9 protein-coding genes and 2 pseudogenes are annotated in these 13,017 nt (G+C 63.6%); 5 read left to right on the forward strand and 6 right to left on the reverse strand.

The window, feature by feature from the left end:
• Positions 1-205: 205 nt before the first annotated feature.
• The 4 genes from AC1DCF_RS11125 to AC1DCF_RS11140 all read left to right on the forward strand — a co-directional run bounded on the left by AC1DCF_RS11125 (position 206) and on the right by AC1DCF_RS11140 (position 6,297).
• Positions 206-3,391: a type I restriction endonuclease subunit R gene (locus AC1DCF_RS11125; protein ID WP_477211074.1), complete on the forward strand. Its 3,186-nt coding sequence runs from the start codon at positions 206-208 to the stop codon at positions 3,389-3,391.
• 36 nt (positions 3,392-3,427) lie between these two features.
• A complete protein-coding gene (locus tag AC1DCF_RS11130) occupies positions 3,428-5,350 on the forward strand; it encodes an ATP-dependent nuclease (protein ID WP_477211075.1) in 1,923 nt (640 codons plus the stop codon).
• Between the two features lie 213 nt (positions 5,351-5,563).
• Positions 5,564-6,064: a hypothetical protein gene (locus AC1DCF_RS11135; RefSeq protein ID WP_477211076.1), complete on the forward strand. Its 501-nt coding sequence runs from the start codon at positions 5,564-5,566 to the stop codon at positions 6,062-6,064.
• Between the two features lie 32 nt (positions 6,065-6,096).
• Positions 6,097-6,297 carry a hypothetical protein gene (locus AC1DCF_RS11140; RefSeq protein WP_477211077.1) on the forward strand — a complete coding sequence of 67 codons (201 nt, stop codon included), beginning with the start codon at positions 6,097-6,099 and terminating at the stop codon, positions 6,295-6,297.
• On the opposite strand, the pseudogene AC1DCF_RS11145 reads toward AC1DCF_RS11140, so the two are convergent.
• A pseudogene (locus AC1DCF_RS11145) lies at positions 6,268-7,259 on the reverse strand (IS481 family transposase). The gene AC1DCF_RS11140 and the pseudogene AC1DCF_RS11145 overlap by 30 nt on opposite strands.
• A gap of 104 nt (positions 7,260-7,363) precedes the next feature.
• Here AC1DCF_RS11145 and AC1DCF_RS11150 point away from each other — a divergent pair.
• Positions 7,364-8,136, forward strand: a pseudogene (locus AC1DCF_RS11150) (SulP family inorganic anion transporter).
• 107 nt (positions 8,137-8,243) lie between these two features.
• On the opposite strand, the gene AC1DCF_RS11155 reads toward AC1DCF_RS11150, so the two are convergent.
• The 5 genes from AC1DCF_RS11155 to AC1DCF_RS11175 are packed head-to-tail and all read right to left on the reverse strand — an operon-like array spanning position 8,244 to position 12,867.
• On the reverse strand, positions 8,244-9,818 hold the full coding sequence (locus tag AC1DCF_RS11155) for an FAD/NAD(P)-dependent oxidoreductase (protein ID WP_477211078.1): 1,575 nt from the start codon (positions 9,816-9,818) through the stop codon (positions 8,244-8,246).
• A 1-nt stretch (position 9,819) separates the two neighbouring features.
• A complete protein-coding gene (locus tag AC1DCF_RS11160) occupies positions 9,820-10,182 on the reverse strand; it encodes a (2Fe-2S)-binding protein (RefSeq protein WP_477211079.1) in 363 nt (120 codons plus the stop codon).
• Entirely contained in the window at positions 10,175-11,374 is a 1,200-nt protein-coding gene (locus tag AC1DCF_RS11165) for an NAD(P)/FAD-dependent oxidoreductase (protein ID WP_477211080.1), read from the reverse strand. Before AC1DCF_RS11165 ends, AC1DCF_RS11160 begins: the two co-directional genes overlap by 8 nt.
• Positions 11,375-11,390: 16 nt before the next feature.
• Positions 11,391-12,320 (reverse strand): dihydrodipicolinate synthase family protein, encoded by a 930-nt coding sequence (locus tag AC1DCF_RS11170; RefSeq protein WP_477211081.1) that lies wholly within the window; start codon positions 12,318-12,320, stop codon positions 11,391-11,393.
• 10 nt (positions 12,321-12,330) lie between these two features.
• Entirely contained in the window at positions 12,331-12,867 is a 537-nt protein-coding gene (locus tag AC1DCF_RS11175) for a helix-turn-helix domain-containing protein (RefSeq protein WP_441790025.1), read from the reverse strand.
• Between the last annotated feature and the right edge of the window lie 150 nt (positions 12,868-13,017).

Genomic DNA, 13,017 nt, shown 5'->3' on the forward strand with positions numbered 1-13,017 from the left:
ACTCACCATCGTTGCCCAAGCGGATCACGCGCGAGTCGGACTGGCGGTTCGCGAATGCTTCAAGCCGAGTCGTGGAAGACAGAACTCCGGCGCATCTGTGCGCTGATAACCCGGGTTACTGGCGTCGTGCGCAGACCGGTTGCTGATCGCCCATACGATGCAAGTAAGCATCCTCCGCGATCGGGAGGCAGAGGGGGAGTACGCAATGACTGGTTTCAGCGAGGCTCAATGGGAGCAGGTAGCCCTTGACCAGCTGGCCGAACCCCTCGGCTGGCGGCCGATGCGGGGCGAGCAGATCGCGCCCGGCAGTGGCCAACGCGACAGTTGGGATGAGCTGCTCGTTCGCCCCCGACTCCTTGACGCGCTGCGACGGCTGAACCCCACGGTTCCGGGGGAGTACCTGCAGCAGGCGCTCGCCGAGATCGCCTCGCCCACGTCTCAGGATGCGATCACCGAGAACCACCGCATTCACGACTTTCTGGTCGACGGTTTTCGCCTCAGTTACATCGGTGACGACGGCAACGAGGTGAATGCGAGCATCCGCCTGGTCAGCGCCGAGCCGTCGGAGAACGACTGGCTGGCCGTGAACCAGGTCACCATTCGGCAGGGCGACAATCACCGCCGTTTCGATCTGGTGCTCTACTGCAACGGCATGCCGGTGAGCATCGTCGAGCTGAAGAAGGCCGGAAGTCAGTCGGCGGATGTCGCTGCTGCCCACGCACAGCTGCAAACGTATCTGCGGGAGTTCCCGATGGCGTTCCGATTCTGCGTGTTCACGCTGGCGAGCGACGGCCTCTCGGCCGGATACGGCACCCCGTTCACGCCACTCAACCACTTCTCGCCGTGGAACGTCGACGACGATGGCCTACCACTGGAACAGCCCCGCGCTGAGGGCGACGACTTCATCTACCCGCTCGATGATGCTCTGCTCGGCCTCTACAACCCGGAACGCTTTCTGCAGTTGCTGCGTTCGTTCGTCGCGTTCGACGAAGGCTCAGACGGCCTGGTCAAGCGCATCGCCAAGCCGCACCAGTACTTCGCCGTGACCAAGGCTGTCGGCAGCACGGTGCAGGCGGTGGCGAGCAACGGCAAGGCCGGTGTGGTCTGGCACACCCAGGGCTCCGGCAAGTCGATGGAGATGGAGCTCTACACCAACCTGGTGGCGCGCAACCCCAAGCTGAAAAACCCCACGGTCGTGGTGATCACCGACCGCAACGAGCTTGACGGACAGCTTTATGCGTCGTTTGCAGCGAGCCTGCTGCTGCCGGAGAAGCCGCAGCAGATTCGGCGACGCAGCGAGCTGCGCGACGAGCTGAGCAACCGCACAACCGGCGGCATCTACTTCACCACGCTGCAGAAGTTCGGTCGCAGTGTGGCCGAGAAGCAGGCCGGCGCGGAGCATCCGTTGCTCTCTTCCCGACGCAACATCATCGTGGTCGTTGACGAGGCGCACCGCAGCCATTACGACGACCTCGACGGCTACGCCCGGCATCTGCGTGACGCACTGCCGTATGCCACCTTGATTGCGTTTACCGGCACGCCCATCTCGTTCGACGACCGCAACACCCGCGATGTCTTCGGCGACTACATCGACATCTACGACCTCTCCCGCGCCGTCGACGACGGGGCCACGGTGCCGGTGTTCTTCGAACCCCGCCTGATCAAGGTGGCTCTGGCGACGGATGTCACGGAAGACACCCTGGACGAGGCGGCGGACGAAGCCACCGTGGGGCTCGACGACACCGAGCGGGCCCGGATCGAGGCATCCGTCGCCGTGGTCAACGCGGTCTACGGCGCACCGGAGCGGATCGCGGCGCTCGCCGAAGATCTTGTTGCGCACTGGGAAACCCGCAGCGGCCAGATGATCAAGTTCATCGAGGCGCCAGGCAAGGCGATGATCGTGGGCGCGACGCGGGAGATCTGCGCGAACCTGTATTCGGCGATCGTGGCACTGCGGCCGGAGTGGCACTCCGACGAGCTCGACAAAGGTGTGATCAAGGTCGTCTACTCGGGTTCGGCGTCGGATGTGCCGCCGGTGGTCGACCATGTGCGCCGCGATTCGGCGAATGCCGCGATCAAGGAGCGATTGAAGAACGTCGACGATGAGCTGCAGCTGGTGATCGTGAAAGACATGATGCTCACGGGCTTCGACTCGCCGCCGCTGCACACCCTGTATCTCGACCGACCGCTGAAGGGTGCGCTGCTGATGCAGACCCTGGCGCGGGTGAACCGCACGTTCCGGGGCAAGGAGGATGGGCTGCTCGTGGCGTATGCGCCGCTGGCCGACAACCTGGCCAAGGCGCTGAGCGAGTACTCGAAGACTGACCAGCGCGAGAAGCCGATGGGTCGTGAGATTGATGACGCGATCGCGCTCACGGTAACGCTCGTCGACACGTTGCGAGGGCTGCTCGCCGGCAATGACTGGCGGGCCGAACTCGCCAAGGGCGGCCCGAAATGCTACCTCTACGCGGTGACTGGCGCGGTCAACTACCTGCGCTCGGCCAACACCCCAGGAAACCAGGTGGAGGACGGCGAGGAGACGCTCGCCGCGGCTTACCGTCGCTACTCAAGCCAGCTTTCGCGGGCCTGGGCGCTGAGTTCGAGCGCCGGGGTTCAGGCATTGGAGGCACGCCGGCCGGAGATCCAGCTGTATGAAGAGGTGCGGGTCTGGATGGCCAAGTACGACGCGGCCGACCGGCAGGCCAAGGGGGAGCCGGTGCCCGAAGACGTTCAGCGTCTGCTCGGCGAGCTGATCGCATCCGCTACCGCATCGGGTGACGTGCTTGATATCTATGAGGCGGCCGGGATGCCGAAGCCCTCGCTTGACGACCTGAGCCCGGAGTTCATCGCGAAGACCCAGAAGGCGCGCAACCCTCAGCTGGCAATTGAGGCGTTGCGCAAGTTGTTGACCGAGGAGTCGGCGCGCACGACGCGCAACAACCTGGTGCGGCAGCGGGCGTTCTCGGAGCGCATCAATGAGCTGATGAATAGGTACACGAACCAGCAGCTCACCAGCGCCGAGGTGATCGCCGAGCTGGTGGAGCTGGCCCGCGAGGTCGCGGCGGAGGCAAACCGCGGGGCCGCCTTCGCACCGCCGCTGAACCACGACGAGCTGGCGTTCTACGACGCTGTGGCGCAGAACGAGTCTGCAGTTGAAGTGCAAGGTGAAGGTGTGCTCGCTGAGATCGCGCGCGAGTTGGTGGCCGTAATGCGGCGGGATGTGCGCACCGACTGGACTGTACGGGACGATGTGCGTGCAAAGCTGCGGTCGTCGATCAAACGGCTGCTCGTGAAGTTCGGTTATCCGCCGGACCGCCAGCCCGAGGCCATCAAGCTCGTGATGGAGCAGATGGAGTCGATGGCGCCGCGGTATAGCGAGGAGCGGGGCTGAAACACATGAAACTCACATTTGGTACGGTCATCGCTGATGCTCTCGACCTTCCTGGCATTCGCAAGGAGCACTCCGCTCACAACTTTGGATTGGACCACGATGCGAATTGAGTCATTTAGCATTCGGAATTACAAGGGAATCGCCCTGGCTTCGATGTCGGGTTTGTCGAATGCGCCCAGCGTCTTCCTTAGCGGAAGGAATGGCACTGGGAAAACGCTCGTGCTGGAGGCATTGGCGAGTCTCTGGTCCGGAAGGACGCTAGTCGCCGATCGCGTCGGGCCTTGGGGAGACGAAGCTGCAATCGACTTTGATATTTCACTCACTGACGAAGAGTTCGAGATTGTCGCCGAATGGCACCTGCGGGAGTACTCCTATCCGCCGACACCGCAGCCGAGCTTTTCATTCGGCGTAGTAATCAACCGGCTTTCGGACTCTGTACGTGAAGTCTCAAACGACAACGTAATCCGCATCCTTCGCAACGTTCAATTTCAGAGACTGAACCCTTTCGCGACGATCGATTTTCTCGCCGCCCAGCGCCAGTTCAATTCAGGTGCATCCCAAGTGGTGGATCTGGGGATGTTCGATCGCAAACGTCTCGCAGAGGAACGAAATCAGATGTTTGATCAGCAGATTGAACATAAGAATGGGATGTGGCTGCCGGATGTTGGTAGCTACCTGGTGACTCTCGACTATCAAAGATATTTGGCGGAACGCCAGGGTCTTGAGATCTCGGATGACTTCAGCCTGGTGGCAGACGCATTCTACGCAGCGACCGGCAAACGTATCCTTCAACCTCGATACGATGTTGAAAAAGGTGGTAGTTCCATCGAGATTGAATTGCCGTCGGGCCCAACGCACGGGCTGACAGCGCTCTCGAGTGGCGAACGTGAGATGCTCGCGCTTATGTATTTTGTGCGGAGACTTTCTGCGGCCGGCGGAATTCTTTTCCTGGATGAGCCAGAGAAACATCTCCATCCAAGTTTGCAGGCAGCGCTATTCGATTCAACGCGTGGACTCGCCGATCGTGCGCAAATCTTCGTAGTAACCCACTCTCCCAATTTGATTGCGACCGCACGCCCAGACAACCTGCTCGAGGTCCTACCACCGGTTGATTCCGAGACAAATCAGATCGAGTTAGTCTCCCGGGATGCAGATCGACTCGAACTGATGCGCTCATTGGGAATTGAAATTTCAGACCTTGTGCAGAATGACTTGCTGATCGTCGTAGAGGGAGATGATGATGCGCATGCGCTCACAGCATTGTTTCCAATCGAGATGGGGAGATCGCACATCATGATTGCAGGAGGAAGCAGTCAAGTTGTTGCGGCTTGCGCCACTCTCGAGAAGGCCCCCGAGCACATTCCGTGGATCGCTATCCGCGATCGGGATTTCATGACGAAAGAGGCCGTGCAGGACATGGAGGAGGCGCACCCTTCTCTCTTCGTTTGGGGCCTTCGTGAGTTGGAGAACGTGCTTCTTGACTCTGAACTTGTCATGGCAACGGTTCAAAATGTGAAGACAGTTACCGAAGAAGAGATAGCTCAATCGATAGGTACAAGCATTCTGCCGTTGATCGAAGATGTCGTCGAAGCGTTGGCTCTTGAAGACGTCCGCGGTCAGCATCCGCCAGCGAAAATGCAGGGGAAGCCGGGCAAGTCCAATAGAGCACGGCAGGCCCTTTCTTTTGAAGCTGAGTCCCTCACTAAACAAGCTGCTTCGTATGATGAAGCTGCCGAGCGGTTCCGCAACGAGTTGCGGGCGCAATGGTCCGAACGATGGCCAGAACTCGTAGACGGAAAGGTCGCCCTTAGAGCGATTCATGCGTCGCTTGAGGTCTACCGAAATGCTGACGAATTCAAGTCAGCACTGCTCGCGAAGGCGAGGGAATCCACTGAAGTGCGGCCAAAGGAAATTGAGCGGTTGAGAGTTCGAATCGTAGATGCGCTTTCGCGATCCTGAATCACGTGGATAAACGACATGCCAAGTCAACTGCAGAGTGAGTCGGTGCCAGCGTCGCAAGCTCAGCATCGACGACCGTGTCCGGTACGTCGTGTTCAGGATCGGCGAGTGTAATTATCTGCGCCCGCGCAAATTGCGGCCACCACCTAACCACCGGCATGGCCTGAGTCGATAGTTGCGGAGGGTACAAGGAAATCTATTGGAAGGCCGCTCATGGACCGACGCACCCCAGAAAAAGCTCGATCTTGGGCTGTCTACATGCCGCGGCGCGGCAATGGCGGAGTTCCACTGGGCAGTGACGTCACGCAGTTCCTGGACGACACCCGCACCAATCCCGCACTCAGGCTCAAAGTGCTCAGCGAGCTGAGGGAACGCGCTTGCCTGAACTCTGCCACTCAATTCGGAATCGCGGCTTGTGGTCTCGCAGCATTGGCGATTCTCGCCACGATCATTGTGAGTGTCGATGGCATCGACCTGGCGGCCGTGGTCAGCCAGTACGGAATCTCAGCCGTCTGTCTCGCCATTTTGCCGGGTGTTTTGGCGATCATCAGCGATTCGCGATCGCGCCACGCCAATTCATGGCTGGCCGCTTACGAAGACGGACTGGCTGTTGAAGTCGCCAATGAGCCTCGAGTTGACCGCTCGACTCATCATCCGCTTGAACCAGCATCCGTTCGGCGCCAAGGCAATAACGAAAGCCGACGGCGAGGCTGAAGTTGGGACTGCCGCCAAGTTAATTTGACCACTTGCCACACGGCAATCCCCGCACCCTCGCCCTCACCCCGGTCCTTGGCCTCAACGCCGCCCTGCACTATGAGATCGCCTGGCTGGTGCCCGATCTGCGCTACGGCGTCGGACTCAGCTTCCTGCTGATCCCGGCCTGGGATGGGCTACGCCGAGGCCTCCGTGCTGCCCGCCTAGATGTACTGCCCAGCAAGGTTAGTTAACCGGCTGATGGGTGGTTGGCCTCCGATTGCGGTGTGGGGCCTGTGGTGATTGTATTCGTGGAGCCAGGCCGGCAGTGCGTTGCGGCGGGCTGATTCGCTGGCGTAGAAGCGCTTGAACGCCCACCCCTCGCCCATGGTGCGGTGGAACCGTTCGATCTTGCCGTTGGTTTGTGGCCGATAGGGGCGGGTCTTCTTGACCTTGATGTTCAGGGCGTGGCAGGTGTCGCGCCAGAGGTGGGATTTGTAGGCGGAGCCGTTGTCGGAAAGGACACGTTCGACGGTGACGCCGCGGTCGGCGAACCAGGCCACGGCCCGGTTCAGCACGCCAACGGCCGTGACGGCGGTCTCGTCCTCGTGGATTTCGGCGTAGGCGACGCGGAGTGGTCATCGATGACGGTGTGCACGAACGCTTTCCCGATGATCGGTTCGCGGTTCTTGGTGCGTGGTGCGCCGATCGTGGCGGCCCGGTTCCGGTTGCCCTGCTGGCGGCCGACGAAGCGGTGCCCGCCGCCGTCGGGAATGTTGCCGAACTTGGTCACGTCGACGTGGATCATCGCGCCAGGCTTGTCGTGCTCGTAGCGGCGGACGACTTCCCCGGTTCGCTTGTCGACGTGGGAGAGGCGATTCAGTCGGCAGCGCACCAGCACGGCGTGCACGGTCGAGGCCGACAGGCCCAGCTTCGCCGCGATCGCAATCGGCCCGAGGCGGTGCTTCCACCGCAAATGCACGATTTTCCGCACGAGGGCAGGCGGCGTCTTCGCCGGGGAACGGTGCGGGCGAGAGGACCGGTCCTGCATCCCGTCCGAGCCCATCGACTCGTATCGATCAGCCCACCGTTTCGCAGTCGGCCAGGACACATGGAAATAGGCGGCCGCGTGCGCGACCGGCCACCCGTCGTCAACAATCAGACGCGCGAGGCGTAAACGGTGCCGCGGGGTCAGCGCAGCATTAGCGTGGCACATGAGGGTCTCCTGGTTTTAGCGAATGTCTAAGCAACACCACTGTGAACCGGAGACCCTCACCCTCTCGTCAATGACTACAGCGAGTCGTCACACCGAGTCAACCAATGTCCCTGGGCAATACACTTAGACCGGCCTCTACGCGACGATCGTGCCGCTGCTCGTCTACGCCGCGTTCGGGCCGTCGCGCATCCTCGTGCTCGGGCCCGACTCGGCGCTCGCCCCGATCATCGCCGACTCGATCCTCCGCTCGCCACCGGCAGTACCGAACGGGCAGTCGCCCTCGCCCTGCTCATCGCCAACCTCTCCGGCTCGGATTCGTCACCGACCTGCTCTCCAAACTGATTCGAGTCGGCTGCCTCAACGCAATCGCCCTGCTCGTGATCATCTCGCAGAATCCCCAAACCGCCCGCTTCTCGGTCGACGCGGCCTGCCCGATTCAGGAGGTCAGCGCGATCGCGCAGAGCATCGCGACGGGGAGTATCGACCCGGCCGCAATTCTGTTCGGGCTCGCCTCCCTCGCCGTCATCATCGGGTTGCGATTCGTGTGGTTGCATCCGTCGTAGTCACCGCGATCTTCTCGCTACAAAGTGTGGTGCCGGTTGTCGGCGCCATACCGCATGGGCTCCTCGCGCCGGTGCTCGGCGGACTCGTCAGGGCCGACGTCGGCTCCCTGCTCACCCCGGCACTCGGCATCGCACTCGTCGCCTTGGCCGACTCCGGGGTGCTTTCCCGCACGCTCGCCGCCCGCCGCAGCGACGCAGTGAACGGCAGCCAGGAGATGGCCGGCCTTGGCCCGGCCAATATCCGCGGCGGGTTCTTCAGTGGTTTTCCGGCCTCCGAGGCGGCCGGTCGGACTCTGGTCGGCTTCGGTGGTTAGTAGTTGTCGCTCCCTGGAGGCCAGATCAACATTTACTGACTATCGATCGAAGATAGTTTGACCAATGGATGTCTGAACGCCGGATGCTGCTCCGGGATCTTCCGCCGCTACTCGTCACCCAATACCATCAGCGCACTCACCGGCACCGGCTTCACCGGCACATGCGCCGTGAAGCTGCCGACATCCGCCATCGAACGCCCGCGCTTTGCAGCCACCAGCGAGGCCACCGTCGTCTCGCAATAGCGTCCCTGACACGGACCCATCCCGCTGCGGCACTCCAGCTTGACGCCACTGGCCGAGGAGAGATGCGGGTTGTGCGCGAGCACCGTCGACACGTCCTCCTGAGTCACCAGCTCGCAGCGGCAGACGATCGTCTCCGGCGTCGCGAGCGCGGCCAGACCCTTGCGGTTCGGCGCGAACATGCGCTGCACGACCGTCGAGAACTTCTGCGCGTGGTGCACGAATTTGCGGGCGGCATCCAGGGCGCTCGTCAGGTCGTCAGAGTCCTGAGTCAGCGGCGCCGCTCGATCACTGGCACGAGTGCGGGCGCGGGTACGAGCACGACCGAACCCGAGGTCCTGCGCAATTGCGAGCCCAGCCAAGTGGCCTTCGGCCCGCGACTGCTCCGCACCGGCGACCCCGGTCGGCTCGCCCGCCACATAGATGCCGGGGCTCGACGTGGCCATGTTCTGATCGTGCGCAACGATCCAGCCGCCCTTGGCCGAGTTGTAGAGCATGGTGCAGCCGGCCTGCCGCGCCAACTCGGTGGAGGCCTGAAAGCCGTAGCCGAGCACCAGGGTTGACGCCTGAACCGAGCGCGGGGCGCCGATGATCTTCCAGTCCTCGTCGATGCGCGCCAGCGTGGCACCCTCGACACGGTCGGTGCCGAGCGCACGCGTTGCGATCGTGTTTGTGCTGATGCGCACACCGGCCGCGAGCAGTCGGGCCACAGCGACGCCGGTTTCGGCGAACAAACGCGTATGGCCGGGCACCGCCGGCAGCGCACCGAACGCCTCGCGCAGCGAAGGCAGGCCACGCGCGAACGCGATCTCGGCGATGTCGGCCCCACTCGCCCGCAACTGGTCAGCGACCACGAGCAGCAACGGATGCGACCCGGCCAGCACCAAGCGCTCCGACACGAGCAGACGTTGGCTCTTGATGAACCCCTGAACGGCACCGGCCATCATCACGCCGGGGAGCGTCCAGCCCGGAATCGCGACAGGTAGATCGTAGGCACCGGTCGCGATTAGCAGGCGGCGCACGGGCAATCGTTCGGCGCCATTCGGTCCGCTGATCGCGAGTTGGATTCCCTCGGGACTCGGGTCGGCGTTGCCCTGCAGGCTATCGTCGGCGCGGTCGCGGAAGACGCCGAACGCGGTGCTCTCGTGCCTCCAAGTGATGCCGGGCGCGGCATCCGCCTGGTCGAGCAGATCGTAAGCCCAGGGGTAGCCAGCCGAGAACTTGGCTTTGCTGCCGACGAACTCGCGCGGCGGCTGACGAAAGATCTGCCCGCCGGGGCGACGCTGCTCCTCGATCACGACGACACGGGCGCCCGCAGCCGAAGCGGCGAGGGCGGCGGCAATACCGGCCGGGCCGGCTCCGACGATGGCGAGATCGAACATGGCCTGAGGCATCCCAGAGGGAGCGGACACAGCAGGAGAGGACGTGGCGTGATCGGACATGTCAGGCACCTCGGGACGATTCGACGTTCATGCCGTCGACGGCATACGTCAGGCAGGAGCGGGTGAGCGGAGCGCCGTCGACCACGACGACACAGTCAAAACAGGTGCCCATATTGCAGAGCGGCTGGCGGGGAGCGCCGCTGCGCGTGGTGTCGAATTCGGTGACACCGTCGGCGAGCAACGCGGTGGCCAGGGTTTCACCTTCGAAGCACGACACGGCGACACCGTTGAAGGTGAACTCGACGGGCACGCCGCGGTGGGCGTCCAACCGGCGACTCGCAGGAGCAGCACCCGCCGGTGCGGCACCCGCCGATGCAGCACTCGCAGCCACAGCACCCTCGGTCACACGAACATCCTCAGACATGAACACCTCCATAGCGGCGTGGGTCGTAGGGGGAGAGATCCATGCTCGGCGGGCGCCCCTGCACCATCTCGCTGAGCACCCGGGCGAAGCTCGGCCCGAGCGTGAACGCCGAGCCGCCCGTGGCCACGAACACGCCAGGGCAGCCGGGCACCGAACCCACCAACGGCAGCTGGTCGGGCGTGACCGTGGTGGTGCCCACCCAGGTGCGGAGGGCCGGCAGCGCGGCGACGCGCGGAACCACACCGATCGCCGCACGCGCATTGCCGGCCACAGAGGCGCGCAGCAACTCCGGTCGCGAGTTCAGGTCGGGATTGCCGTGGCGATCCACCGGCAGCCGGGCCGGCCAGCCACCGCCGATCAGCACGTTGCCGTCGAGCGACTGCTTGAGCGACAGCTTGGCCCCGGCGTGCTGCACCAGGTGCGGAATGAACTTCTCGGTCTTCAACGTGACCGTCATGGTCAGCGCCAGGGCGATTGTCGGCAAGCTCGCGCCCAGCATCTCCCCGAGCTCGGTGGTCCACACGCCGCCGGCCAGAATGATGGCCTCGGTGCGGATCTCCGATTTGAGCAACGTGCCGTCGGGCCCGGTCGTTTCGATGCCGACCAGCCACGACGCACCGGCGCGGGTCATCGACACCACGCGCGTGCGGGTGCGGATGTCGGCGCCCAGTCGGGCGGCACCGCGCGCGAGGGCGGGCCCCGCGGTGCGGGTGTCGGCCTTTCCCTCGATCGGACAGTAGGCCGCGGCGACGACGGAAGCGGAGAGGTACGGCGCAATCTCACGCACCTCATCGCCGCTCAGCAGCGTGACGTCGAGTCCCCACGAGCGCTCAAGCTCGGACTTCTGCTCGAGCACGGCGGCCTGCGCGGCCGTTTCGGCGAGCATCAGCCCGCCCTTCTGCACGACGCCGAGGCTCTCGCCCAGTTCGTCGCCGAGGGAGGCCCAGAGCCGGGCCGCATCCAGGTGCAGGGGCATCGCCTCGGCGGCCTGCCGGGCGGCTTCGAGGCCGTGCTCGAGCATGCGGTATTCGAGTTGAAAATGCAGACTGCCGGCATTCTGCCCGGAGGCATGCTGGTTGAGCTGGTCGCGCTCGAGCAGGGCCACGTCGACGCCGTCACGGGCGAGCATCCAGCTGAGTGCAGCGCCCAACAGCCCACCCCCGACGACGACGACGTCGCGGTGTTCGGTCATGAGCGGTGCTCAGTCATCACAGGGAAACGGTCTCGATGCCAAGGCTGTTCAGCGTCTCTTCGACGATGCTGACCTCGTCGGCGGTGAGCTCGAGCAGCGGGTCGCGCACGAAACCGGCCGGCACACCCTGCAGGCGCAGCGCGGTCTTCATGATCGCTTGGGCGTTGCCAAACTGGGCGCCGTAGTCCTGCGTGAACCAGCGCTGCATCACGACACGGTCGCGAGCGCCGAGCTCGAGGGCACGGGCCTTGTCTCCGGCGGCGAGTGCACGCCAGAAGTCGGGGTGGTCGGAGCCGAGCGGAGCGCCCGAGCCCATCAGGCCGTCGCCGTAGCCGAGCTCGACCAGGTCGGCGCCAAGCGGGCTCGTCGGAATTCCGAAGTAACGCACGCTGCCGCTGAGCGCATAGAGACCGTCGAGAAACGCCTTGGTGTTACCGGTGGAGTTCTTGATGGCCACGACGTTATCGATCGCGGCCAGCTCGGTGAGCAGCTCGGTGTCGAGGTCGACGATGCAGCCGCGCGGCCAGTTGTAGATGCAGATCGGGATGTCGCTGGCGTCCGACACGTCCTGGTAGAACTTGACGATCTCGCGGCGCGTGGGCACCACGTAGGGCGGGGGAGTGATGAGGATTCCATCGAGGCCGGCCTTCTCGGCCGCGTGCGCGTGACGGATGGCTTCCTGCTGAGTGAACGCGTTGCATCCGCCGAGCACCCACATGGCTCCGTCAACATTCTTCGCGCCTTCGGTGAACAGTTGCGCGCGCTCGTCATCGTTGAGGGCAAACCACTCGCCGGTCGTGCCGCCGAGAATGACGCCGTGCATGCGCTGCTCCACGAGCCAGCCCAGCTGGGTCTCGAAGGCGCCGAAGTCGAGCGCACCCTCTTCATCAAACGGGGTGGTGATGGCCGGAATGTATCCGGTCCACTGAACTGAGTTGCGATCCACTCTGATCCTCCTAAGGCGTGGGCGGGTTCACCGCGAGGATGAACTCCACCGTGTGGTGTGTTGTGTTGCAGTAGCGGTGGGGTTGGCGCGAATCGATCGTGATCGCGTCACCGGCGACCACGTCGTGGGCGGCGTCGCCGACCATCACGGTGAGCACGCCGGTCAGTACATAGGCGCATTCGATGGCCACGTGCGACCACGGCTCGTCACTCGACGACTCACCCGGTTCGAGCACACCGCGCAGAACGGCCAGCTGGGCGTTGCCCGGCATCAGGCGTTCATACTGGATGTGCCCCCTGGGTGAGGTGATCTTCGAGCGTTCGCCGGCGTGGCTGATATGCACGGCCGGCACGGCGTCCTCGTCGAAGAGCATCGCGACCGACTGGCCGAAGACATCGGCGACCAGGCGCAGCGACTTGAGGCTCGGTTCGGTCACCCCACGCTCGATCTGACTGAGCAGGGTGGCCGACAGGCCGGTCTCCGCAGCGAGACTGCGCAGACTCAGGCCGCGTGCGGTTCTGAGCTCTCTCAATCTGGTTCCGATCATGACGACACTCTACACACATGCTGCACACTCATGTGCACTCTAACTGCACGAAAATGGACAGCGGGCAGCATCGTAAAGGCCGGAAAGACGTGTCAGACGACGCAAAACTGCTCAAAAATGGCCGAACTTAAAGGTTCGCGAGCGCAGTCG

Source organism: Leifsonia sp. 10L418 (assembly GCF_056395445.1).